Genomic DNA, 24,795 nt, shown 5'->3' on the forward strand with positions numbered 1-24,795 from the left:
AGCAGGACGTACAATGAATAAGAAGATTCACTCCCTGGCCTTGCTGGTCAACTTAGGGATTTACGGCGTTGCGATGCCAGCGCTGGCAGACGACAACACCGCCAACACGCAGCACGAAGACACCATGGTGATCACCGCCGCAGAGCAGAACCTGCAGGCACCAGGGGTATCGACCATCACCGCCGATGAAATCCGTAAAAACCCGCCCGCACGTGACGTGGCCGAAATCATCCGCACCATGCCAGGCGTTAACCTGACCGGGAACTCCACCAGCGGACAGCGCGGCAATAACCGTCAGATTGATATTCGTGGTATGGGTCCGGAAAACACCCTGATCCTGATTGACGGCAAGCCGGTCACCAGCCGCAACTCCATCCGTCTGGGCTGGCGCGGCGAGCGAGATACCCGCGGTGACACCGGCTGGGTACCGCCAGAGATGATTGAACGCATTGAAGTCATTCGTGGCCCGGCCGCAGCTCGCTACGGTAACGGTGCGGCAGGCGGCGTGGTGAACATCATCACCAAAAAATTCGACAACCAGTGGCATGGCTCCTGGAACACCTACCTGAATGCTCCAGAACATAAGGATGAGGGTTCCACTAAGCGCACCAACTTCAGCCTGAGCGGCCCGCTGGGCGGCGACTTCAGCTTCCGCATGTTTGGTAACCTGGACAAAACCCAGGCCGATGCGTGGGACATCAACCAGGGCCACCAGTCCGATCGTACCGGTACCTATGCCGACACCCTGCCTGCCGGCCGTGAAGGGGTCGAGAACAAAGACATTAACGGCGTGGTCCGCTGGGACTTCGCGCCCATGCAGTCCCTGGAGTTTGAAGCGGGTTACAGCCGCCAGAACAACCTCTACGCGGGTGATACCCAGAACACCAACAACGACAACAGCTCCAGCGGTCTGGTGAAGAAAAACTACGGTAAAGAGACTAACCGTATCTATCGCCAGAACTTTGCGGTGACCTGGAACGGCGGCTGGGATAATGGCATCACCACCAGCAACTGGGCGCAGTACGAGCACACCCGCAATTCGCGTCTCGGCGAAGGCCTGGCAGGCGGTACGGAAGGATTGTTCAACAGCAATAAATTCACCGACACCGACCTGGCTGATGTGATGCTGCACAGCGAAATCAACCTGCCGATTGATTTCCTCGTCAACCAGAACCTGACGCTGGGCACCGAGTGGAACCAGCAGCGCATGAAGGACTCGACCTCCTTCTCGCAAACCCAGCAGGGCGGGACCATTCCGGGGCTCAGCAACGATCGTAGCCCGTATACCTCGGCGGAGATCTTCTCCCTGTTCGCTGAAAACAACATGGAGCTGACGGACAGCACCATGCTGACCCCGGCGCTGCGCTTCGATCACCATACGATCGTCGGTAACAACTGGAGCCCGTCCCTGAACCTGTCGCAAGGCCTGGGTGACGACTTTACGCTGAAGATGGGTATCGCCCGCGCCTATAAAGCGCCGAGCCTGTACCAGACCAACCCGAACTATCTGTTGTACAGCAAAGGCCAGGGCTGCTACGCCAGCTCCGACGGCGTGGGTTGCTACATGATGGGTAATGACGACCTGAAAGCCGAAACCAGCATCAACAAAGAGATTGGTCTGGAGTGGAAACACGACGGCTGGCTGGCGGGTGTGACCTGGTTCCGTAACGACTACCGCAACAAGATTGAAGCGGGGTATGCGCCAGTCGGCCAGACCTCCACCAGTAAAGTGACCACCGATATTTACCAGTGGGAAAACGTGCCTAAAGCGGTGGTTGAAGGTCTGGAAGGCTCCCTGAACGTGCCAGTCAGCGACACGATCAACTGGACCAACAACATCACCTATATGCTGCAAAGTAAGAACAAGGAGACCGGCGACCGTCTGTCGATCATCCCGGAGTACACGCTGAACTCAACCCTGAGCTGGCAGGTACATCAGGATGTGTCGCTGCAGTCGACCTTCACCTGGTACGGCAAGCAGCAGCCGAAGAAGTACAACTACAAAGGCCAGCCGGTGACCGGGTCTGAGAAAGACGAAGTCAGCCCGTACAGCATCGTTGGCCTGAGTGCGACCTGGGACGTGACCAAAAACGTCAGCCTGACCGGCGGCGTGGATAACGTCTTTGATAAACGCCAGTGGCGCGCAGGTAATGCCCAGACCACCGGCAACGCCACAACCGGTGCGTATATGTACGGCGCGGGTGCATACACCTATAATGAGCCGGGCCGAACCTGGTTTATGAGCGTGAACACGCACTTCTAAGACAGGCTGTGTCTCCCCTCTCCTGCCGGGAGAGGGGCTGAATGTCTCCCTCTTCCGGCAGGAGAGGATCGGGGTGAAGGCATCAGGCCGCACTATTCCTCAACGTCAGGACGAGAAAACATGCGCACCACCCACTCCACATTTCGTCTTGCCGGAACCACGGTCCACCAAATGACCTTCGATCCCACCACCTTTACCGACGCCGACCTCCTCTGGCTTCCTCACCAGGCCCAGCTAACCGACGCCGGGCGAAAACGAAAAACCGAACACCTTGCCGGTCGCATCGCCGCCGTCCACGCACTCAGAGCGATTAACGAATGCGCCGTTCCCGGCATCGGTCCCAGCGGGGAACCCCTCTGGCCGGAAGGCATCACTGGCAGCATTACCCACAGCGGTACACAGGCGATGGCGGTGGTTGCGCGCTATCCGCATGCGCTAATCGGCATTGATCTGGAAGCCATTCTTTCCGAAAACGAAGCTCACGAAATAAAGGAAGGTGTCATCGACGCACAGGAAGAAACACGCCTTTTGCAGTCGGGCAAGCCTTTCGCGCTTACATTGACGCTCGCATTCAGCGCCAAAGAGAGCCTGTTTAAAGCGCTTTTTCCTGTAGTGAGGGAATACATGGGATTTGAATGCGCACGGGTCAGTGCATTGAATGAGAACACGCTGGTATTAAAACTTGCCCAACCCATAGGGTGTTATTACGAGGGATTGTGTTTTAACCTGGCATGGCAGATTATGGACGAAAGCGTATGCACGTTACTCGTCGTTCAGGAATAGTTTTGACTTTTTATCCGAAAAATTCAACACCCTACTCTTTTGATAAAATATCATTACTGAAAATAAAACAATTATTAATATAAAACCCAACCACAAAGAAATATCCTTGCAGCTTTATCACGCCTAAAATCATGCATAAAAAATATAGCATCTCACAACCTATCTCGATGTGGGAAACATACACCCCTTGAGTGCAAATGTTAAGAGAATCTATTCCTTCCTACTACTTTTAATAGTTAGATAAAACCAATTTAATTTTAGAACATAATCCACAACTCGCCACCATGCTTTCCATAACAGAATTACGCAACGAAACTTAGAGGTAGATCAAAAACCCAAAGATAAAAAAACCGTGAAAGATGAAATAAGTCATTTCCATTTTCTTTATTTCAGGAACATTATGTTAAGGCTGTTTTACTTTAACTTCATATAACTAAGGAAAGTCTAATGCGTGAATTAAATCAAAATGAAATGAGTATTGTGACCGGCGGTATTGGTGCCGGTAATGGGAACGGTAATCACAGTGGCAACGGCAATGGCAATAGTGGTGGTAATGGTGGTACCTGTAATGGCGGCAATGGCGGTAATGGTGGCCGCGGCGGTAATGGCGGTAATGGGGGTAACGGCGGAAGCTGCGGCGGTGGCAATAATGGCGGTCGTCGATAGCCATCATTAAAAGCCAAAACGACGACCCGCTGTAAGTTTGTCATGGCGGGTCGTTGTGCGTGATGCATTATTTTATCAGGAGTAAAAATGCGAGAACTACTGAAATCAGAGAGTGAAGGTATTTCTGGGGGTTCGCAATGCGATGGTGGAAGTGGAGGTAACGGGGGCGCAGGCGGTAATGGCGGCCGCGGAGGTAATGGAGGAACCTGTGGTTCTGGAAATGGTGGTAATGGCGGGAACGGGGGACGAGGCGGGAACGGGGGTGATGGTGGAAATGGTGGCCCTGGAGGGAAAGGGGGCAAAGGCGGTAAAGGTGGTCCCGGTGGACACGATGGCCGTAACGGTAGGGATGGTTGAGTCGTCGAAGAAATAGTATTACCGAAGCGCAGCAAAGCAAATTACATATGCAGGAAAAAACACGATACCCCTGGATATGCAGAATAACCAGGTGCAATTGACTTAAAATTGTCACCTGGTGAACCACACAAAATCACGAAATCTTTTAAAAAAGGAAAAAGTGCGTGTATCGCCAAAAAGCGGTTGATCACAAAAAATTGAGATGGCAAGGAAGAGCCATATTACTGCCTGGGATCCCTGTTTGGTTGGTTGCAGGGCTATCTGTTTTTTTTGTTATTGCTTTTCTAACCTTCGTCCTAACGTTCACCTATACGAGAAGAATAACTGTAGTGGGAGAAATAACCACCTATCCTCGTTCATCTAACGTTTACGCCAGTGTTCAGGGGGTGGTAGTTAAACAATTTGTCAAAGAAGGTCAACTGCTCAAAGTAGGTGATGCTATTTACATGATCGATGTTAGTAAAAGCACACGTAGCGGTGTTGTCAGCGATAATCAGCGTATGGATGTTGACAACCAGCTGACACGTATATCTCAAATCATGTCTCTTCTCCAGGAAAATAAAAAAAACACTCTTGAGATGCTCAAAAAACAAAAAGAACAATATAGCGCTGCTCTCAAACGTTCCTCAGATATTATCACCCAAGCCCAGGAAGGCCTCCATGTAATGAAAACTAACATGGAGAACTACCGGCATTATCAGGCGCGTGGTCTTATTACTCAGGATCAGCTGATTAATCAGATAGCCTTATACTACGAACGACAGAATAACATGATTAACCTGTCTGCCCAGAGTGACCAAAACGCGTTGCAGGTGACAACACTGGAGAGTCAGATTCAGACGCAGGCCGCTGAATTTGATAACCAGATTCATCAAATGGAACTTCAGCGCTATGAATTGCAAAAAGAGCGTCTGAGTATTGATGCTGGAGGCGCTATTATTATCCGAGCCATGGCTAACGGGAGGGTAGATTCCCTTAGCGTCACCGTCGGGCAGATGATCAAGCCGGGCGACAGTCTGCTACAAATCATCCCATACAATATCGATCATTTCTCTCTTGTCATTTGGGTACCGAATGACGCAGTCCCCTATCTTAATGCTGGAGACCGCGTGAACATCCGCTATGAAGCCTTTCCTGCTGAAAAATTCGGTATGTTTGGCGGAGCAATTTCTGTCATCTCACGTTCCCCAGCCTCCCCACAGGAAATGCAAACCTATCAAGGGGCGCTTAAAGTGGCCTCATCTTCAGCTGCACCCTACTACAAAGTTATTATCAAACCTGACAGACAAAATATTGCGTACGCGGGTACGCGTCTGAGCTTGGGTAATGGAATGCAAGCTCAAAGCACCTTATTTCTGGAAAAAAGGAAGATCTATCAGTGGATGCTTTCCCCCTTCTACGATATGAAAAATAGCATAGAGGGCCCGATAAATGAGTAAACGTGCTTTTAAAACGCTTCTCGGACAACTCGATCTTCATCTGCGTTCTCGGGTTCCACTAGTTCATCAAACGGAATCCTCAGAATGCGGTTTGGCATGTCTTGCGATGATTTGTAATCACTATGGAAAAAATAGCAATCTCATATCCTTGCGACAACAATTCAACCTATCTGCACGTGGGACAACACTGGCAGGAATGAAAGAAATTGCTGAACAATTAGGACTTGCATCTCGCTGTTTATCCCTGGAACTTCATGAACTCAACTCGCTTAAGATCCCCTGCATCTTACATTGGGATTTTAACCATTTTGTAGTTCTGGTCGGTGTGAAACAAAATCGAGTGATCCTACACGACCCTGCCAGAGGCCGTAGAACGATAAATCTCGAGGAAATGTCTCAATACTTCACTGGCATAGCACTCGAAGTATGGCCTGGAAGTACATTTACCGAAGAGCAAGAAAGTCACCACTTCAGCCTCAAAGCCCTTGCAGCAAAGGTACATGGTCTTAAGGGTACGCTAGCGAAAATATTTTTCTATTCGCTCATTATTGAATCCATAAATCTTCTTATCCCGATAGGTACTCAGCTTGCACTGGATCATGCTATTCCCGCTGCAGATGTGGGCTTACTGACACTGATTTGTATTGGTCTGTTACTCTTTACTTTCTTACGCCTGGCATTGAGCGCACTGCGTTCATGGTCTTCATTATTAATGACTACGCTCATCAATGTTCAGTGGCAATCCGGGTTATTTTCACATTTACTGCGGCTACCTTTGAGTTATTTTGAGCGACGCAAGTTAGGTGACATTCAGTCGCGCTTTGGATCGTTGAACACTCTTCGGGAAACCTTTACCAGTAGTATCGTTGGAGCACTCATCGATGGAACGATGTTGATCGGTGTCGTCATTATGATGGCACTTTATGGCGGCTGGCTCACAGGCGTTGTTATGTGTTTTACTGCTCTATATGTCCTCATCCGTCTTATGACGTACAGTACCTACCGCGAATTATCGGAGGAAATTCTCGTTAGAGACGCCCGAACCCGATCTTATTTCATGGAAACGTTGTACGGTATAGCGACCATTAAAATGCAAGGTTTTAGTGAAAGAAGAAGCATCCACTGGCTGAACCTGGAAATTGACACAATTAACACTGAAATAAAAATCACCAAAATGGATTTGCTTTTTGGTGGCGTAAACTCCCTTATCACTGCTTGCGAGCAGATAGCAATGCTATGGCTGGGTTCAAGACTCATTATAGATAACGATATAACAATTGGGATGTTCATCGCTTTCGGTGTATTCAGAGAACAATTTGCCGACAGAATTTGGTCATTAACTAATTTCCTGACTAAGTTGCGCATGATGCACCTTCATAATGAACGTGTGGCAGATATTGCACTTAATACTCAAGAAAAGAAAAAGCCCGATAGAGAAATATTAAACACGATGAAACCTGTAGCCCTAGAAATAAATGCATTAAGCTACCGATATGATGACCATTCGGCCGCTGTCTTTCGTGGTCTTTCTTTCCAGGTTTTAGCTGGAGAAAGTGTGGCAATTACAGGTCCGTCAGGTGCAGGTAAAACAACGCTTATGAGGGTTCTTTGTGGATTGTTTGAACCGCAGACAGGTTCAGTAATGATCGATGGTAATGACATTCAACAACTTGGTTTAAACAATTACCGCAAAATAATCGGGTGCGTAATGCAGGATGATAAGTTATTTTCTGGTTCAATTAGAGAAAATATTTGTGGCTTCGATGAAAATGCCGATTACGAATGGATGGAAGAGTGCGCTCGCGCAAGCTTTATCCATGGTGCTATTGTAAAAATGCCCATGGGATACGATACATTAGTTGGAGAACTTGGTGAGGGGTTGTCTGGAGGACAGAAACAACGCATCTTTATTGCCCGCGCACTTTATCGTAAACCCGGGATATTATTTATGGATGAAGCAACCAGTGCCTTGGACGAAGAGAGTGAAACGTATGTTAATCAGGCTATCAAAAAGCTAAACATCACCCGAATAATCATTGCTCACAGACAATCAACCATCGCATCTGTTGAGCGTGTGATTCGATTAATGCCACAGACAGAACAGCATGGACTGCACTCTGAATGAAAAATTGCGTAAGACTGAGTATAAAACCGACATTATTCATAATAGTCATTTTGTTTGGCTGCGTTTTTTTCACTCATGCCCATGGGAGAAACGCTGATGTTGACAACAACGTAGATCCTTATCGCTGGATGGAAACCGACGGACAACAGACAGCTCGTTGGCTAAGCCATCAATCAGACCAGGCGGTTAAAATATTACATACCCTCCCCTGGCGAAATGCACTGGCGAAAAGACTAAGCATACTGGTTAACACAGAACCAACTCTATCTGATATCTATGATGCGGGCGATCGTCGTTTCTACCTACGATCGACAACTGAACATCCTTATCTGCGGCTTTTTGTGCAACAAAAGGGAAAACCTGAACGAGTGGTTATTACCCCTCCCGTCGGATATGGGATTAATTTTTTTAGCCCATCTCCAGACGGTCACTATGTGGCTTTTGGATTATCGAAAAATGGTACTGAAACTACGGCAATAAATGTCATCAGAGTTGCGGATGGTGTCGTATTAAAAGATGAAATTTCCGCGGTTCGCTATCCTAATGTTGTCTGGGCAGCGGATAACCAGTCATTTTATTACAGTCTTAACGATACAACTCATGATACCGGGCGACAAACATGCGGAAAAGTCTACTACCATCATTTAGGGAGCCAAAATGATGTTATGACTTTTGACTGGCATACTCTCCCGGAATTGACACAGAAGAAATGTGAAAACGTTAATTTGTTTGCATCCCCCGACTCTGCATATCTCATCGTTTATTTTTCGAAATCAATCAGCGGTTATGGCGGCTATATTTTTTCAGCAAAAAACGATCCCGCACTCAACGGAATATTACACTGGGCCAAAATCATTGATGTTGATGAGAATGTTTCTGCCTTTGTTTGCTCTGGAAAGTGGATTTATTTTGCTAACATGAATTCATCATCAGGTTATGATATCTCAAGAGTCGATCTGAGTACTCCTACTTCAAAACGAGAGCATGTGATGAGCTGGGCAAATGGTGAGCTCACCCAGCTAACCAACAGTCGGGATTCACTTTATATTGCATACCATGACTCTGGTACCAATAAATTCGTACGTATTCCTTTTGATGACCCGAATAAACACCAGTTCATTCCAGCACCAGCAGATGAAAATGTGAGTGCAATATTCGCCAGCAATAACCGCAAGGATATCCTCTTTACCCGACAAAGTTGGCTCACGCAACCTGCTATTTTCCAGTATAACCCGGTCAATAATCGCATCAGAGATACGAATTTAATATCATCGGTAAAACAATCCTTTACAGACTATGTGACGGAAGAAATATGGGTTCTCACAGCAGATAACGTCCGCGTTCCGTTAACTTTAATTCATCATAAAGGGATTGAACACAATGGTGCCACCCCCATCTGGTTGACAGCTTACGGCGCTTATGGAGTAAGTACCCTTCCTGAATTTGATATTTCCCGCTTGCTCTGGCTTGAACAAGGCGGAGCCATCGCAATCGCGCATGTTCGAGGAGGAGGTGAACTGGGTCCAGCATGGCATGAAGGAGGTAGAGCGAATAAGAAAGAAAATTCTATTAATGATTTTATTCGTTGCGCTGAATATCTCGTTGATAATAAATACACCTCACCGTCAAAATTGGTGATCAGTGGTGAGAGCGCGGGGGGGATTATAATGGGTATGGCAATGACGCTTCGCCCAGAACTATTTTCAGCTGTGGCGATAGACGTCGGAATACTTAATACCAGTCGACTGGATAAAATTCCAATAGGCGAGATGAATTTTGAAGAGTTGGGTTCACCTTTTACACAATCAGGCATGCTCAATTTGTTAAAAATAGACGCTTATCAGCATCTGGTTCCAGGTAAACGCTATCCCCCGGTGTTGTTAACGGTCGGCCTGCATGACCAACGTGTCTCCCCCTGGCAGACAGCAAAATTCGCAGCCCGATTGCAGACAATAAACAAACCGTGGAATGTTCCGGTGCTGGTATTAGCTTACAGTCAAGGAGGACACAATGCGGCCACCTACGCAGAAGCTGATTCAAAATTAGTCGACACTGTGAGTTTCTTTATATGGAAAACCGATATTCATTTTCAGAATCATTAATATTGCGCAGCACGAATGTGCCACGCCATTAAAAAAAGCGGTACCCTGCTCCAGGATACCGCTTTATTCACTTAGTTATCCCGCTCAAACATCCGGGAACATCACGCTATTCCCCGGCGCCTCGCGATGGAGGTGAATAAAGTTCAGGTGCCGCTCATACTGATCCAGTATGTCCGTTATTACCTGTTCCTTACTGTAATCCATCAGGTCATTCCCCTGGCTCCCTTCCAGCAGGAACGTCTCAAGGCGGTAATACGTTGATTTCCCGCTGCGTGCGCGATAGGTAAACCCGGGCACCGAATACTGCTGTGGCCAAATCTGGTAGACAAAGTTTTGTTCGTCGCCCATATGCACCAACAGATCCAGGTGTCCCAAAGTCTCACCGTCGTCCGGCGGCAGGTTTTTCAGTTCAACATACGCACCACGCAGCTTCAGCTCCTGCGCCACCTCTTCCATCGCCGGGAAGCAGACCGTTTCCATCATCTGTTTGGTGTAGCGCGTGCCCGGATAGTTCATCAGGCGTGACAACCGCTTTTTCCAGCTCAGTCTGTCCTGCGCACCCATCGGGCGTGGCGCGGTGTCGCGGCTGGCGCTGACGCGGCGGTAATCTTCCACCTTGAGAGATTTATACAGCCCGGCCATCACGAAGAAGATCACGAAACTGAACGGCAGACCCATGATCACCGTGGTGTTCTGCAGGGCAGAAATACCGTTGGTCATCAGCATGCCCAGAGTCAGCAGGCCAATGGCGACAGACCAGAAGATGCGCAGCCAGTTAGGGGCATCGCTGTTGATGTCCTTGAGCTTCGAGGTAAAGTTCCCCAGCACCAGCGCGCCGGAATCCGCCGAGGTGACGTAAAACAGCAGGCCGGTAATGGTCGCAACAGAGGCGCTAAAGGTAAACGCCGGATACTGCGCCAGCAGGCTGTAGAACCCCCGCTCCGGATGCACCATCGCTTCCTGCGCAAACGTCGCATTGCCGTGAATGATCTCGTGCAGCGCGCTGTTGCCGAACACCGACAGCCACAGCAGCGTAAAGGTGAACGGGATAATCAGCGTGCCCATCACAAACTGACGAATGGTGCGTCCACGCGAAATACGCGCCAGGAACAGGCCAACAAACGGCGACCACGCGACCCACCACGCCCAGAAGAACAGCGTCCAGTTGTTCATCCACTCGACCGGGCGGTCAAAGGCGAAGCTGTTCAACGTCATACCCATAAAGCGGTTCACGTAATCACCCACGTTCAGCACTAACGCATTGAGCAGGAATGACGTATCGCCCATAAACAGCACGAACAGGATCAGCCCCAGCGCCAGCGCGACGTTCAGCTCAGAAAGCACGCGAATGCCCTTGTCCACGCCGGAGGTAACCGAAATGGTGGCGATAATCACCGACAGCGCGATCAGCGCCGCTTTGGCCGCCATGGAATCCGGGATATCAAACAGCACGCTCAGACCGTAGTTGAGCTGCACCACGCCGATACCGAGCGTGGTGGCGATCCCAAAGATGGTGCCAATCACCGCCGCGATATCCACGGTGTGTCCAATCGGTCCGTTAATTTTTTTACCGAAAATCGGATAGAGCGCGGAGCGGATCGTGAGGGGTAAATTATAACGATAGCTAAAGTATCCAAGCGCCATACCCATCAGGGCATACATCGACCAGCCGGTTAAGCCGTAGTGGAACAATGTCCAGACCATCGCCTGTCGCGCGGCCTCCATCGTCTGCCCCGCCCCTTCCGGTGGCTGCATATATTGCGTGACCGGTTCCGCCACGGAGAAGAACATCAGGTCAATACCAATGCCCGCGGCAAACAGCATCGCGGCCCAGCTCAGCAGGCTGAACTCGGGTTTTGACTGTTCCGGCCCGAGCTTTACCGAGCCAAAGCGCGAGCAGGCGATGCAGACGACGAAGACGATATAGAGCGTCGCCGCCAGCAAGTAGTACCAGCCGAAGGTCTTCGACACCCAGTTAAGGGTGCGCCCAATCCACTCGGCAGAAAAATCGCTAAAGAAGATCGTCATCAGGGAAAACAACAAAATCAGTCCTGCGGATGTATAAAAAACAACCGGATTGATTTTGTCCTTTTCTCTGTCTTGCGAAAGATCTGTCATCCAGTATCCCCACTGTTTTTGTAACTATTGAAATCCAAAACCGCAACAATTAAGACACATTTTATATTGAACGTCCAATCAAAAACCGCTTTAATGGTTAACCAACGCTGATGAATGGAGTGGCAAAAATGCCCAAAGTGGGGATGCAGCCAATCCGGCGCAGGCAACTGATCGACGCCACGCTGGAAGCAATAAATGAAGTGGGAATGCATGACGCAACCATCGCGCAGATCGCCCGTCGGGCGGGCGTTTCCACGGGGATCATCAGTCACTATTTCAAGGACAAAAATGGCCTGCTGGAAGCGACCATGCGCGACATCACTGGCCAGCTGCGCGACGCGGTATTGAACCGTTTGCATGCCTTACCGCACGGCAGTGCAGAGCAGCGTCTGCAGGCGATTGTCGGCGGCAATTTTGATGAAACCCAGATCAGCGGCGCGGCAATGAAAGCCTGGCTGGCCTTCTGGGCGAGCAGCATGCATCAGCCAATGCTCTACCGTCTGCAGCAGGTGAGCAGCCGCCGTCTGCTGTCGAACCTGGTGTATGAGTTCCGCCGCGAGCTGCCGCGCGAACAGGCGCAGGAGGCGGGTTACGGGCTCGCGGCGCTGATTGACGGGCTGTGGCTGCGCGCCGCGTTGAGTGGCAAACCGTTGGATAAAACCCTGGCCCAGTCGCTCACCAGCCACTTTATTAGCCAGCATTTACCGACCGATTAACCGAGGAGAATTTATGTCCCGAATGGCAGAACAGCAGCTTTATATCAATGGTGGTTATACATCGGCCACCAGCGGTCGCACCTTCGAGACCATCAACCCGGCCAACGGTGAAGTCCTGGCGACCGTTCAGGCCGCCGGGCGCGAGGATGTCGATCGCGCCGTAGAAAGCGCGCAGCGCGGGCAAAAAATCTGGGCGGCAATGACCGCCATGGAGCGCTCGCGCATTCTGCGCCGTGCGGTAGACATTCTTCGTGAGCGTAACGACGAGCTGGCGAAGCTGGAAACCCTCGACACCGGCAAAGCGTACTCAGAAACCAGCACCGTTGATATCGTCACCGGCGCGGACGTGCTGGAGTACTACGCAGGGCTGATCCCGGCGCTGGAAGGCAGCCAGATCCCCCTGCGCGATACCTCATTTGTCTATACCCGTCGTGAACCGCTGGGCGTGGTCGCGGGCATTGGCGCGTGGAACTACCCGATCCAGATCGCCCTGTGGAAATCCGCGCCAGCGCTGGCCGCAGGTAACGCGATGATCTTCAAGCCGAGCGAAGTGACGCCCCTCACCGCTCTGAAGCTTGCCGAGATCTACACCGAAGCGGGTCTGCCGGACGGCGTGTTCAACGTTCTGCCGGGCGTGGGCGCAGAAACCGGCCAGTTCCTGACCGAGCACCCGGGCATCGCCAAAGTCTCCTTCACCGGCGGCGTTGCCAGCGGCAAAAAAGTAATGGCCAATTCGGCGGCCTCGTCCCTGAAAGAGGTGACGATGGAACTGGGCGGGAAATCCCCGCTGGTTATTTTCGACGATGCCGACCTGGATCTCGCGGCGGACATCGCCATGATGGCCAACTTCTTCAGCTCCGGCCAGGTATGCACCAACGGCACCCGCGTGTTCGTGCCGGCGAAATTCAAAGCCGCGTTTGAGCAGAAAATTGTTGAGCGCGTGGCACGTATTCGCGCGGGCGATCTGTTCGATGAACGTACCAACTTTGGCCCACTGGTGAGCTTCCCGCACCGCGAAAACGTGCTGCGCTATATCGCCAAAGGCAAAGAGGAAGGCGCGCGTGTGCTGTGCGGTGGCGATGTGCTGAAAGGCGAAGGCTTTGACAACGGCGCGTGGGTGGCTCCCACCGTGTTCACCGACTGCACCGATGAGATGACCATCGTGCGCGAAGAGATCTTCGGGCCGGTGATGTCCATCCTCACGTACGAAACCGACAAAGAGGTGATTCGTCGCGCCAACGACACCGATTACGGTCTGGCGGCGGGCATCGTGACTGCCGACCTGAACCGCGCGCACAGCGCGATCCACCAGCTTGAAGCGGGTATCTGCTGGATCAACACCTGGGGTGAATCCGCGGCAGAGATGCCGGTTGGTGGCTACAAACACTCCGGCATTGGCCGCGAGAACGGCGTAATGACGCTCCAGAGTTATACCCAGGTGAAGTCCATCCAGGTTGAGATGGGTAAATTCCAGTCCATATTTTAACCGGGAGGTTTTTTTGCAATTTGACTACATCATTATTGGTGCCGGCTCTGCCGGCAACGTACTGGCAACACGACTGACGGAAGATCCCAATACCACCGTTCTGCTGCTAGAAGCGGGCGGCCCGGATTACCGTTTTGACTTCCGCACCCAGATGCCTGCCGCGCTGGCGTTTCCCTTGCAGGGCAAGCGTTACAACTGGGCGTATGAAACCGAGCCCGAGCCGCACATGAACAACCGCCGTATGGAGTGCGGTCGCGGCAAAGGGCTGGGCGGCTCATCCCTGATCAACGGCATGTGCTACATCCGCGGTAACGCGATGGATCTGGATAACTGGGCAACTGAGCCGGGTCTGGAACACTGGAGCTATCTCAACTGCCTGCCCTACTACCGTAAGGCAGAGACCCGTGACGTGGGGCCAAACGACTACCACGGCGGCGACGGCCCGGTGAGCGTGACCACCTCTAAACCCGGCGTAAACCCGCTGTTTGAAGCGATGGTAGAAGCCGGTGTGCAGGCGGGCTACCCGCGTACTGACGACCTTAACGGCTATCAGCAGGAAGGCTTCGGTCCGATGGACAGAACCGTGACGCCGCAGGGCCGTCGCGCCAGTACCGCACGCGGCTATCTGGATCAGGCGAAATCACGCCCGAACCTGACCATTCGCACCCATGCCATGACCGATCACATTATTTTTGACGGCAAACGTGCGACAGGCGTCGAGTGGCTGGAAGGCGAGAGCACTATTCCGTCAAAAGCGACGGCCAGCAAAGAGGTGCTGCTGTGCGCCGGGGCGATTGCCTCTCCGCAGATCCTGCAGCGCTCTGGCGTGGGTAACGCGGAACTGCTGAAGCAGTTTGACATCCCGCTGGTACATGACCTCCCGGGTGTGGGTGAAAACCTGCAGGATCACTTAGAGATGTACCTGCAGTACGAGTGCAAAGAGCCGGTTTCTCTCTACCCTGCCCTGCAGTGGTGGAACCAGCCGAAGATTGGCGCGGAGTGGCTGTTTGGCGGCACCGGCGTGGGAGCGAGCAACCACTTTGAAGCGGGCGGGTTTATCCGCAGCCGCGAGGAGTTTGAATGGCCGAATATTCAATACCACTTCCTGCCGGTCGCCATTAACTACAACGGGTCGAACGCGGTCAAAGAGCACGGTTTCCAGTGTCACGTTGGCTCCATGCGCTCACCAAGCCGCGGGCATGTACGGATTAAATCACGCGATCCGCATCAGCATCCGGCGATCCTGTTCAACTATATGTCCCACGAACAGGACTGGCAGGAGTTTCGCGATGCGATCCGCATCACCCGTGAGATCATGCACCAGCCGGCGCTGGATAAATACCGTGGACGGGAAATCAGCCCGGGCATTGAGTGCCAGACCGACGAACAGCTGGACGAGTTTGTGCGTAACCACGCTGAAACCGCCTTCCACCCGTGCGGCACCTGTAAGATGGGGTATGACGAAATGGCCGTGGTCGACGGCGAAGGTCGCGTTCATGGGCTGGAAGGATTACGCGTGGTGGATGCGTCCATTATGCCGCAGATCATCACCGGCAACCTGAACGCCACCACCATCATGATTGGCGAGAAAATTGCCGATGCCATTCGCGGGCGCGAGCCGCTGGCGAAGAGTACCGCGGCATATTATGTCGCCAACGGTGCACCGGTTCGCCTGTAACGCAGTTTGCTAAGCAGCCCCTCTCCCAACGGGTGAGGGGCATATTTTACAGACGAAACGCCTCCAGCTTTTTACGCTGCCGCCCTTCCCCGTCAAAATTCGCTTCAGCCAGCCAGGCGCGGAGTTCGGCATCCCGCTGTGGCCATTCGCCATCAATGATTGACAGCATGTCGCTGTCGCGGTTGCGCCCTTTGCGCACCAGTTTCTGACGCAGTCGGCCTTCCCAGACAAACCCCAGCCTTTCCGCCGCATTACGCGAGGCAGTGTTCATTGAATCGCACTTCCACTCCAGCCGACGATAGCCATGCTCGAATGCATTCCTGAGCAGCAGCCATACGGTTTCCGTGCCGAGGCGGGAGCCTTTCATCTTGCGTGACCAGGTGACGTGGCCGATCTCCACCGACCCTTGCATGCGCTCTATTGCCATATAGCTCACCAGCCCCACCGCTTGCCCGGTACGCAAATCGATGACGGCATACGGCACCAGTTCATCATCCAGTACTTTGCCAAGGACCCATTCTGCGGTGTCTTCAACGCTCACGGGCTGGGTGCTGACAAGCCACGTCCAGTCGCTGTCGTCCCCCAGCGCATAGGCCTCATACAAATCCGCGGCGTGACGTTCGGCATCCAGCGGCTCCAGACGACAATACTGACCGACGAGCGGAGTGCGGGTTAACGCACGGGCGCATTTCCAGTCGGGGACGATATCGTTAACAGTTTGACCATGTTGATTAAGCTCGGGCACGGCGTTGACTCCCGGAAGGATAAGGGTTTTGTTATAGCAGGTTAAAAAGCGGACGAAAAGAGACGCGGCGTATTGCCTGCTGGGGAAAATGGGAGGGAGTGGCGTTTGCACGCCAGGATGACAGCGGTACGCCGGGTAAGACGTCGCCCTACCCGGCAAAGCATTATTTCAGCAGCTTCACCGTAGCGTCGATGTCGATCTCATCTTCCGTGAAGATCATCGTCGTATTCTGGAAGGTGGTGATAGCCAGCTTCTTCACCGTGCGCATTTCACCCGGTTTTTTGTCAGACTTGGGTTTGATGTTGTTCATCAGCAGCCCCACGGACAGTACCGCGTTCTCTTTATCGATGCCGGTATCTGCTGGCTCTTCTTCGCTGAACACCACAAACGATTTGATCGAGGTGAGCTTCACGCGCTCGCCTGCGATATAGAGGTGTTTGCTTTCCGGGATCACCTTCACCGCATAGGCGGAAAGGCCTTTGTTGTTGGTTGTGGGCTCGAAGGTCACCGCTGCGTCTTTCTTAATCAGATCAGGGTTGGCGACCTTAATCACATGAAAATAGCGGTTGTCACCGTTTTCATCTTTGATAAATCCAAAGCCTTTATCTTTAAACCACGTTGTGATTGTACCGTTCATCGCTGTTACCGCCTGTCAGATCTCTAAGACTAAAGTTTTGCAGCGCGCAGTGTAATCCACAATGGCTGAGGAGACAAAAAAAAGCCCCTGCACGGGGGCAGGGGAAAACTCATGTCAGAGCTTATTAGTATTTAGTTGAACACCATACCACCGTCAATCAACAGGGACTGACCGGTCATGTAGTCGGAATCTGGCCCGGCGAGATAAGAGACGCAGGCGGCCACATCTTCGGGTTCGGACAATCTGCCAAGCGTAATGCGTTTGGCAAACGTTTCAGTGCCGTAGCCGAGCGGTTTACCCGCCGCTTCGGAGACCTGGCGGTCAATTTCCGCCCACATCGGCGTTTTGACGATGCCCGGGCAGTAAGCGTTAACGGTGATCCCTAATGGCGCAAGGTCACGTGCCGCCGTCTGGGTTAACCCGCGTACCGCAAACTTACTGGAACTGTAGACCGCCAGTTCAGGGTTCCCGGTATGGCCTGCCTGGGAACAGGCGTTGATGATCTTGCCGCCATGCCCTTCTTTACGGAAGGCGTCAATGGCGGCCTGGATACCCCAGATAACCCCTTTCACGTTGATGTTGTAAACTTTGTCGACAATTTCCGGGGTGATCGACTCAATTGGTGTGGAAGGCGCGACCCCGGCATTGTTGACGATCACGTTGAAACCGCCCAGCGCGGTGCGGGCTTTTTCCACCGCTGCAAACACCTGCTCGCGGCTGGAGACATCCACCTTCACGGCGACGGCCTTCCCCCCATTGCGGACGATCTCATCGGCAACGGCTTTTGCCGTCTCTTCGTTGTAATCCGCGATGGCGACGGCAAAACCGTCTTTCACCAGGCGAAGCGCAATCGCTTTACCAATCCCCTGGCCTGAGCCTGTTACGAGAGCAACTTTTTGCATTTCTCTGTCCTTATATTGATTCACAAAATCTGGCTGAGATGGAGCTGGCCCATCAGCAGCGGGTTATCGCTATAGTCAACGGGAATGGCGACCACAGCCGGGCCGTCAACATCCATTGCGGCACGCAGCGTAGGCTCCAGCGCATCCGCGCTCTCGACGGCAAAGCCTTTCGCCCCAAAGGCATCGGCATAGACTTTGAAATCGACCGGGCCGAACTCTACGCCGGAAAGGCGCTGGTATTTTTTCTCTTCCTGGATCGCCACCATGTTGTAGGCGTTGTCTACCCAGATGATGTGCAGCACATTGGCGTTAAGACGCACGGCAGTTTCCAGCTCCATGCTCGACTGCAGGAAGCCGCCGTCACCGGACACCGAGACCACCTTGCGGCCAGGATTGACCAGCCACGCACCAATCGCCCACGGCAGTGCAACGCCCATGGTCTGCTGACCGTTAGAGATCATGACCTGACGTGCGCGGAAGCTATAGAGATAGCGGGCGATCCAGATGTGGAAGCTCCCCATATCAACGGTGAGCGTAACGTCGTTATTGACGATGTCCTGCATGGCCCGCACGATGCGCAGCGGATGCAGGGCAAACTGATTAAGCGAGGCGCCACGGCGATCGAGCAGATCACGTTGATGCTGACGATCGACCAGGATTTCTGACGCGCGCGCGCTGAGCTCCAGCTTGTGGGCGATCCGGCTGGCGAGCAGGTTCAGCGTTTCGGCGATGTCCCCCACCAGCTCGAGGTCAGGCACATAATTGCGTTCTTCATAGGCGGGCAGCACATCAATATGCACCAGCGTGGCGTCACCGCTGTTCCACATGGACGGTTCGTATTCCACCGGGCTGTAACCGATGCAGATAATCAGATCCGCCAGATGCAGCAATCTGTCGCCTGCCTGGTTGTTAAAGAGGCCGACACGTCCGGCAAAGCGGGTGAAATGTTCCTGATTCACCGCCCCGGCCGCCTGATAGGTACTGGTGACCGGGATGCGGCTTTTCTCCAGCAGCTTACGCAGCGCGGCGCTGTTGGCAGGCTGGCTGGCCATCAGCCCCAGTAAAATGACCGGATTTTTGGCTTTTTCAATAAGCTTCGCCACATCGTTAATGGCGGATTCCGGTGCTGGCCCCATTTTGGCAGTACTGCTGCCCGGCAAAATCGCGCCCGTGGCGGGCTGGTCGACAATATCCTGCGGCAGGCTGACGAACGCGCCCCCTGGCCTGCCGTGCTCGGCAGCGCGAAACGCGTTCGAGACCACTTCGGCAATCGCATCCGGTGAACTTACCTCCACGGCGTACTTCGTCACCGGGCTGAACATGGCGACTGTGTCCATGCTCTGATGCACCAGCTTCGCTTTATCTGCCCGCTTCACGGCACCGCCCAGCGCGACCACCGGGTCGCCCTCACTGTTGGCGGTGGCAATCCCGGTGATCAGGTTTGAGCAGCCCGGTCCGGAGGTGACCAGCGCGACCCCGGCCTTGCCGGTCAGGCGCCCTACCGCTGCGGCCATAAACGCCGCGTTCGCTTCGTGGCGTACGGGAATGATTTCGATGGAGGAATCGAGCAAGGAATCAAACACTTTGTCGATTTTTGCACCCGGAATACCGAAAACCTGCTTCACGCCCTGCGCTTCCAGCTGGCCTACGACCATATCGGCGCCATGCGCCCACTGACGTGCCTGTTTATCACTGTTCACGGTGGTTCTCCTGTTAGTTTTCGACGGAACGGATTGCAGCATCAAGGTTGCTGGGGTGAAGGTTGGCCTGTAAAAATGCGCTGTCAGCAGGCAGGTCGATCATCAGTTTGTGAATTTCACCGAAGGTCAGCACGCCGCTCTCCAGCTGGTAGTCGAGCAGATGCCCGCCGCCCTGACGGTCGTCGGTGATAAAATGTTCGTGATATCCCGCGACGTTAATGCCCTGCATATGCTGCGGCGTGCGGAACCCGACCAGTACCCCTTCTCGCTGGTTAAAGCGGAACACCGGCTGGTCGTCCAGCACGTCGGTCATGGCGCGGTATGGCGGCTTTTGACGCGGAACGGTACGGGTGTGGGCGTGGCGGAAATTACCGTCGATGCGTAACGCACAGAACAGGTTATCGGAGGGGATTTGCTGGTCGATCACGTCGTGGATCTGCTGACGACTGACCGGCGCATCGAAGGTTTTGCGATACTGCGGCTGGAACCAGGTCATCACCGCAAACGGTGTTTTTTGCTCCGGCTTCGCGGCACGGGCACTCCCGTCGGCGCGCAGCTGATACACCTGGCTGCTGAAGGCAATCATTTCGCCATCCAGCTCGTTGAACGTACCCAGACCAAAATCGCCGTGCGCAAGCAGATCGGCGATAGTGGTATCCCCCTCGTACACGCCGCTTAACAGGGCGCTCATTAGCGATGTCTGATAGATCACGCTGTCAGGATGCTGGGCAGAAAACCCACGCAGGGTCTCGCACAAACTGGCCTCACAGTCGCATGCAGATGAATGCACCATCATGCTCGTCCTCTTCAACTTTATTTAGAAAGGTTAAATAAATGTTGACCCGATTCAGCATAGAGTTCCAATATAGAATCCATGCTGGTTTGAGACGTTTTTGATATGGAACTTCGTTATCTGCGGTATTTTGTCGCCGTTGCACGTGAGCGACACTTCACCAAAGCGGCCAAAGCGCTGGGTATTTCACAGCCTCCTCTGAGTCAGCAGATTAAACGGCTCGAGGAAGAAGTGGGCACGCCGTTATTCAGACGCCTGACGCGAGGCGTGGAGCTGACTGAAGCGGGAGAAGCCTTCTATGAGGACGCCTGTAAGATCCTGGCGCTGAGCGACGCCGCGCTGGAGAAAGCCCGGGGCATTGCCCGCGGGCTGAACGGCAGTCTGTCGATTGGGATCACCAGTTCAGACGCCTTTCACCCCAAAATCTTCACCCTTATTCGCCAGTATCAGCTGCAGAACATGGCGGTGAGAGTGCACCAGGTAGAAGCCAATATGTCTTCGCTGACGGCGATGCTGGCGGAGGGTGAGCTGGATATCGCGTTTGTGCGTCTGCCGTGTGAGAGCAGCAAAGCGTTTGAGCTAAAAATTCTCGACCGTGAGCCAATGGTTGTGGCGCTGCATCGCGACCATCCACTGGCGAAGTGTGGATCGCTGGCGCTGGAGCAACTTCGGGATACGCCGGTCGTTTTGTTCCCGCAGGAGGTCGCGCCAGGGCTGTACGATCGCGTTTACGGCTGCTGCGAGCGGGCCGGAATTGACGTGCAGCACACGCTGCAGTCTTCGCAACTTTCCTCTTCCCTGAGCATGGTGTCCGCTGGCGGCGGGTTCGCCCTGGTGCCGAAGTCGATGGCCGCCATTTCGCCCCCCAATGTGACCTACCATGCGCTGACATCACCGGAGCTTTATACCGATATCGCGCTGTGCTGGCGGCGTTTTGAACGTTCGCGGACGGTGAAACGGTTTCTGGCGATGCTGAGTGAAGGGTAATGGCGCGGCGCTGCTTGCGCCCGCTAAGGCCTTTCTGGAAGCCGCCTCGCAAACCTGCAAGTAACCTTGTGTAATTCAGGGTTACTGCTTTTCTTACTCTCCTCCTGGCCGTAAAGTGCCTGCGTTGCGGCACATCCGCAACCGGGCGTAGGAACCCGCATATCACGATACGACAATTATTTTGTCGCGGCAGCGCTCATCCCGTTACACTACGGTCGCGCTGGCGGAGCAACCGAAAGGTTGGCCGTTTTTGTCGTGTGCGGTATTCCTACCTCCGTCAGCGCTACCACCCATGAGCGTAGGAACTTATTGGATGGTCTGGAGTTTTTTTAAAATGGAAAATCACATGACAACTGTCCCTTCCCTGTCTTACGCGCTCTCTGAAGAAAGCGCTATACACCATCTGATTCATCTACAACTGCCTGAATCTGCAGATCTCTTCGAACTGGCCGATGCCTGCACCGCGTATGTAAGCGTGCTGGTAGAAACCGACGATGCGGTCACCCATGCAACACTGTGCACGCGTTTGCTGGCAGTCCTTAAACGCCTTCGCGCGCGTTGTGATTCTGCCCTCCCGCCTTATCTGGTCGAACAGCTGATTGCAGGAGAGAAGATTGTCTCCTGCGTTCCGGACTGCTGGCAGGATACGTCGCTCCAGGTGGACTATGCGCTGGCGTTAACGCAGGCGGTAATGGGCGGAACATTGCCTGCAAACGTGGCAAAAGAGCTGACCGGTCTGCTACATGATATGGTCTGGCTGCTGGCGGAGTTCGTCAAGGAGCCGTATATCACGGCGCACTAAGGCCAGAGCTTAAGGGCCGAAATTCAGCTGGTCTGTGAGCCAGAATTTCGGCCTTAATAATATAAAAAACTCATGCAGACGAAGGGTTAAAGTACTGAGATAGCCTCGTCCAGCCAGCCGGGAAGCGTTTCTCTGTACCAGTTCAGGTACAGCTCAAAATCTGTTTTATTTCGATCATAGAGCAGGGACACCACCTCTGACACAATCCATGCTTTAGCAAGGGTTATTTCCGTCGCTAACTGTCGGGCAGGCATATGCGGATAATGCACGCTGTAACGCTCCGCAAGCTGTAAAATGCTTTGCCTGGAGCCCATCCCCTTTACCAGCGGGGCGAGGTCGATAGCCGGACTGCCCGTGCCAAACCTTTCCCAGTCAAAGAGAACCCACTCTCCGTTTTCTCTTCTCCCCCAGTTACCGGCATTGGTATCCCCTGAGATTAAACATTTCTGCCGAAACAAAACGCTGCCCGCTTGCTGAAAACAGCGCATCTGGTGGGCCGCGCGGTCCGGTAATTTCAAAAGCGCCAATGATTTTTCAAGCGCTTTCTCGGACCAGGAATGAGGGTGGTACACCCAGGTTGGGTCTGGTGGAGTGCGATGAAGATGAGAAAGGCATTTCAATATGTCATCCCCCGACACCTCATCCTGAGACACTTTTCCAGGGATATATTCCAGCCTTAACCGGCGTGGATGTGGATCGGCAGACAACAGCGTCGGCGTTTTGATCCCCCTGCTGTTGAGCTCTTTCGCCGCATGCTCGTAGAAAGCGTATTCCACAGGGCTAACAGGGCATTTTTCTATGACTTGCTGACCATATTGATCCACCAAACGCTGCACTTTTGCCGCACCCATTTGGGATAAATTCTCCGCAGACATACATGACTCCCTGTGTCAGGTTTGGCTTTAAGGGATAAGTGTAGTGAGATGCAGAGGGATCAGGGGAATTGCGTTTTACGGGCAGTGTTGCGGGTTGTGGGAAGGTCCGCTTAGAGCGAAGTATAGTCATTCGCACCCTGAGAATTACACTTTGAAGTGATTCAGGGTATGCGCTTACTGGTTACGAATATTGAGCGAGAATCATGCGATGATCGCCGCTTTTCTTTCGAGCCAGTAGGTGCTCCACGTTCGCTAACGAATACTCAGGGCATGCAGATAACTGCTGGCTATATTTCTTTCGAAGAGCGTGGAATGCATACCAATCCCCGATAAAAAGGAGTTGGTGATGACTGAGACTAATCAATTTGCTGCGCACGTTGGTCTGGACTGGGCAGATAAAAAGCACGATGTCTGTGTTCAGTTTAAAAACGGTGAACGCACATTCCATGTGATTGAACATACGCCGGAAGCGCTTGATGTCTGGCTTACCGAGTTACACCAGAAGGTAAAAGGCAGGATCGCTATCGCCGTTGAGCTGAAGAAAGGTCCCGTGGTGTATGCTCTTCAGAAATATCCATTTATCACCGTTTTCCCCGTCCACGCTTTGTCTCTGGCTCGTTACCGGCAAGCCTTCTCGCCCAGCGGTGCTAAAGATGACCCGCAGGATGCCGAGCTGGCATTAGAGTTAATGCTGCGTTATCCCCAAAAGATAAAAGCCATTGAACCCGACAATGCCGATATCCGGTTACTCCAGCAACTGGTTGAGCAGCGTCGTCAGTTGGTTGAAGATAAGCGCCGTTTTGTGAACCGGCTAATCAACACACTCAAACAGTATTATCCTCAGCCCCTGGAGTGGTTCTCACATCGGGGTAGCTTGCTATTGTGTGAACTGATTATGCGATGGCCCAGTCTGCAACAACTAAAACGAGCCAGGCGAGACACGATCCGCAACTTTCTCAATGCCAAAGGTGGCCGCGCAATGGCCCTTACCGAGCAGCGTGTTGTGAGTATTGATAACGCCATTCCGTTGACGACAGACCCGAGTGTTATAGAGGCTAATGCTTTGATGGCAACAGCACTGGCGACACAAATTAAAGTCGTGAGTGAAATCATCAAAACCTATGACGAACGAATCGAAACGCTGTTTGACACATTGCCAGATTCGGGGCTGTTCAAATCACTTCCGGGCATGGGGCCGTGTTTGGGACCACGAATGCTTGCTGCACTTGGTGATAACCGTGACCGGTTTAACAGCGCTGAAGAAATTCAAAACTACGCAGGTATTGCACCGGTGACAGAACGAAGTGGCCAGAAATCCTGGGTTCACTGGCGATGGCAGTGTGCCAAGTTCGTCCGGCAAACCTTTGTTGAATGGGCTGCCAAGACGGTTAACTCATCATACTGGGCCAGACTTTATTATCGGGGACTGCGAGAAAAAGGAAAATCTCACCAGTCTGCAATCCGGGCTCTGGCCTTCAAATGGATAAGGATCATTTACCGCTGCTGGAAGACCAAGACCCAGTACGATGAAGCGAAGTATTTGCTGGCACTGGAAGCGCGAAAGTCGCCCTTACTGAAGCCATAAAAAAGCTTGTCGAATGTCTCAGGGCGTGAAGCGGAC

The 24,795-nt window shown here is 52.8% G+C and carries 20 protein-coding genes; 13 read left to right on the forward strand and 7 right to left on the reverse strand.

Translation table 11 applies throughout. The annotated features are described in order from the left end of the window. Positions 1-13 precede the first annotated feature (13 nt). The 7 genes from F8561_RS14490 (at position 14) to F8561_RS14520 (ending at position 9,735) form a co-directional block, all read left to right on the forward strand. Entirely contained in the window at positions 14-2,263 is a 2,250-nt protein-coding gene (locus F8561_RS14490) for a TonB-dependent siderophore receptor (RefSeq protein ID WP_151887621.1), read from the forward strand. A 120-nt stretch (positions 2,264-2,383) separates the two neighbouring features. Continuing rightward, positions 2,384-3,046, forward strand: coding sequence for an enterobactin synthase subunit EntD (gene entD / locus F8561_RS14495; RefSeq protein ID WP_151887622.1), 663 nt, complete (start codon positions 2,384-2,386; stop codon positions 3,044-3,046). Between the two features lie 505 nt (positions 3,047-3,551). Beyond that, positions 3,552-3,722 (forward strand): hypothetical protein, encoded by a 171-nt coding sequence (locus F8561_RS14500; RefSeq protein ID WP_154815901.1) that lies wholly within the window; start codon positions 3,552-3,554, stop codon positions 3,720-3,722. 102 nt (positions 3,723-3,824) lie between these two features. Further along, positions 3,825-4,085 (forward strand): hypothetical protein, encoded by a 261-nt coding sequence (locus F8561_RS14505; RefSeq protein ID WP_160890479.1) that lies wholly within the window; start codon positions 3,825-3,827, stop codon positions 4,083-4,085. 148 nt (positions 4,086-4,233) lie between these two features. After that, positions 4,234-5,508: an HlyD family secretion protein gene (locus F8561_RS14510; protein ID WP_151887624.1), complete on the forward strand. Its 1,275-nt coding sequence runs from the start codon at positions 4,234-4,236 to the stop codon at positions 5,506-5,508. Then, complete coding sequence (locus tag F8561_RS14515; protein WP_063925327.1) at positions 5,501-7,633, forward strand: peptidase domain-containing ABC transporter; 2,133 nt, start codon at positions 5,501-5,503, stop codon at positions 7,631-7,633. The genes F8561_RS14510 and F8561_RS14515 overlap by 8 nt, the downstream gene beginning before the upstream one ends. Beyond that, entirely contained in the window at positions 7,630-9,735 is a 2,106-nt protein-coding gene (locus tag F8561_RS14520; protein ID WP_151887625.1) for a prolyl oligopeptidase family serine peptidase, read from the forward strand. The genes F8561_RS14515 and F8561_RS14520 overlap by 4 nt, the downstream gene beginning before the upstream one ends. An 84-nt stretch (positions 9,736-9,819) precedes the next feature. Here F8561_RS14520 and betT read toward each other — a convergent pair whose 3' ends face one another. Further along, positions 9,820-11,853, reverse strand: a complete 2,034-nt coding sequence (gene betT / locus F8561_RS14525) for a choline BCCT transporter BetT (protein WP_014169058.1) — start codon at positions 11,851-11,853, stop codon at positions 9,820-9,822. A gap of 128 nt (positions 11,854-11,981) precedes the next feature. Between betT and betI the strand changes: the two genes are divergently transcribed. From betI to betA, 3 genes are read left to right on the forward strand one after another with little or no spacing between them, the layout of a single operon-like run. Then, on the forward strand, positions 11,982-12,569 hold the full coding sequence (gene betI, locus F8561_RS14530) for a transcriptional regulator BetI (RefSeq protein ID WP_020885037.1): 588 nt from the start codon (positions 11,982-11,984) through the stop codon (positions 12,567-12,569). Positions 12,570-12,582: 13 nt separating this feature from the next. After that, positions 12,583-14,055, forward strand: coding sequence for a betaine-aldehyde dehydrogenase (gene betB, locus F8561_RS14535; protein ID WP_078774894.1), 1,473 nt, complete (start codon positions 12,583-12,585; stop codon positions 14,053-14,055). Positions 14,056-14,068: 13 nt separating this feature from the next. Then, positions 14,069-15,733: a choline dehydrogenase gene (gene betA, locus F8561_RS14540; RefSeq protein ID WP_020885039.1), complete on the forward strand. Its 1,665-nt coding sequence runs from the start codon at positions 14,069-14,071 to the stop codon at positions 15,731-15,733. A gap of 46 nt (positions 15,734-15,779) precedes the next feature. On the opposite strand, the gene F8561_RS14545 is transcribed toward betA, so the two are convergent. The 5 genes from F8561_RS14545 to budA form a co-directional block, all read right to left on the reverse strand. Further along, positions 15,780-16,478, reverse strand: a complete 699-nt coding sequence (locus F8561_RS14545) for a GNAT family N-acetyltransferase (protein ID WP_014169054.1) — start codon at positions 16,476-16,478, stop codon at positions 15,780-15,782. 163 nt (positions 16,479-16,641) lie between these two features. After that, entirely contained in the window at positions 16,642-17,115 is a 474-nt protein-coding gene (locus F8561_RS14550; RefSeq protein ID WP_014169053.1) for a cold-shock protein, read from the reverse strand. Positions 17,116-17,246: 131 nt separating this feature from the next. After that, positions 17,247-18,017 (reverse strand): (S)-acetoin forming diacetyl reductase, encoded by a 771-nt coding sequence (locus tag F8561_RS14555; RefSeq protein ID WP_040016887.1) that lies wholly within the window; start codon positions 18,015-18,017, stop codon positions 17,247-17,249. A gap of 20 nt (positions 18,018-18,037) precedes the next feature. After that, positions 18,038-19,717 carry an acetolactate synthase AlsS gene (alsS, locus tag F8561_RS14560; protein WP_020885041.1) on the reverse strand — a complete coding sequence of 560 codons (1,680 nt, stop codon included), beginning with the start codon at positions 19,715-19,717 and terminating at the stop codon, positions 18,038-18,040. A 13-nt stretch (positions 19,718-19,730) separates the two neighbouring features. After that, positions 19,731-20,510, reverse strand: a complete 780-nt coding sequence (budA, locus tag F8561_RS14565; RefSeq protein WP_025204708.1) for an acetolactate decarboxylase — start codon at positions 20,508-20,510, stop codon at positions 19,731-19,733. Positions 20,511-20,615: 105 nt separating this feature from the next. Between budA and F8561_RS14570 the strand changes: the two genes are divergently transcribed. Both F8561_RS14570 and F8561_RS14575 read left to right on the forward strand, forming a co-directional pair. Further along, positions 20,616-21,497: a LysR family transcriptional regulator gene (locus F8561_RS14570; protein WP_014169049.1), complete on the forward strand. Its 882-nt coding sequence runs from the start codon at positions 20,616-20,618 to the stop codon at positions 21,495-21,497. Positions 21,498-21,843: 346 nt separating this feature from the next. Further along, a complete protein-coding gene (locus F8561_RS14575; protein WP_025204709.1) occupies positions 21,844-22,299 on the forward strand; it encodes a hypothetical protein in 456 nt (151 codons plus the stop codon). Positions 22,300-22,385: 86 nt separating this feature from the next. On the opposite strand, the gene F8561_RS14580 is transcribed toward F8561_RS14575, so the two are convergent. Next, positions 22,386-23,174 (reverse strand): phosphotransferase family protein, encoded by a 789-nt coding sequence (locus F8561_RS14580; protein ID WP_151887626.1) that lies wholly within the window; start codon positions 23,172-23,174, stop codon positions 22,386-22,388. Between the two features lie 346 nt (positions 23,175-23,520). On the opposite strand from F8561_RS14580, the gene F8561_RS14585 reads away from it, so the two are divergent. Then, positions 23,521-24,759, forward strand: a complete 1,239-nt coding sequence (locus F8561_RS14585; RefSeq protein WP_012291449.1) for an IS110 family transposase — start codon at positions 23,521-23,523, stop codon at positions 24,757-24,759. The last annotated feature ends 36 nt before the right edge of the window (positions 24,760-24,795 follow it).

The sequence above is a fragment of the Enterobacter sp. 198 genome (assembly GCF_009025585.1).
In the GTDB taxonomy this organism is placed as follows: domain Bacteria; phylum Pseudomonadota; class Gammaproteobacteria; order Enterobacterales; family Enterobacteriaceae; genus Enterobacter; species Enterobacter ludwigii.

Bases quoted from the DNA above. Each gene is read 5' to 3' on its own strand.
- F8561_RS14490 (WP_151887621.1), top strand. From the start codon at position 14: ATGAATAAGAAGATTCACTCCCTGGCCTTGCTGGTCAACTTAGGGATT.
- entD (WP_151887622.1), top strand. From the start codon at position 2,384: ATGCGCACCACCCACTCCACATTTCGTCTTGCCGGAACCACGGTCCAC.
- F8561_RS14500 (WP_154815901.1), top strand. From the start codon at position 3,552: ATGGGAACGGTAATCACAGTGGCAACGGCAATGGCAATAGTGGTGGTA.
- F8561_RS14515 (WP_063925327.1), top strand. From the start codon at position 5,501: ATGAGTAAACGTGCTTTTAAAACGCTTCTCGGACAACTCGATCTTCAT.
- F8561_RS14520 (WP_151887625.1), top strand. From the start codon at position 7,630: ATGAAAAATTGCGTAAGACTGAGTATAAAACCGACATTATTCATAATA.
- betT (WP_014169058.1), bottom strand. From the start codon at position 11,853: ATGACAGATCTTTCGCAAGACAGAGAAAAGGACAAAATCAATCCGGTT.
- betI (WP_020885037.1), top strand. From the start codon at position 11,982: ATGCCCAAAGTGGGGATGCAGCCAATCCGGCGCAGGCAACTGATCGAC.
- betB (WP_078774894.1), top strand. From the start codon at position 12,583: ATGTCCCGAATGGCAGAACAGCAGCTTTATATCAATGGTGGTTATACA.
- F8561_RS14550 (WP_014169053.1), bottom strand. From the start codon at position 17,115: ATGAACGGTACAATCACAACGTGGTTTAAAGATAAAGGCTTTGGATTT.
- F8561_RS14555 (WP_040016887.1), bottom strand. From the start codon at position 18,017: ATGCAAAAAGTTGCTCTCGTAACAGGCTCAGGCCAGGGGATTGGTAAA.
- budA (WP_025204708.1), bottom strand. From the start codon at position 20,510: ATGGTGCATTCATCTGCATGCGACTGTGAGGCCAGTTTGTGCGAGACC.
- F8561_RS14570 (WP_014169049.1), top strand. From the start codon at position 20,616: ATGGAACTTCGTTATCTGCGGTATTTTGTCGCCGTTGCACGTGAGCGA.
- F8561_RS14575 (WP_025204709.1), top strand. From the start codon at position 21,844: ATGACAACTGTCCCTTCCCTGTCTTACGCGCTCTCTGAAGAAAGCGCT.
- F8561_RS14580 (WP_151887626.1), bottom strand. From the start codon at position 23,174: ATGTCTGCGGAGAATTTATCCCAAATGGGTGCGGCAAAAGTGCAGCGT.
- F8561_RS14585 (WP_012291449.1), top strand. From the start codon at position 23,521: ATGACTGAGACTAATCAATTTGCTGCGCACGTTGGTCTGGACTGGGCA.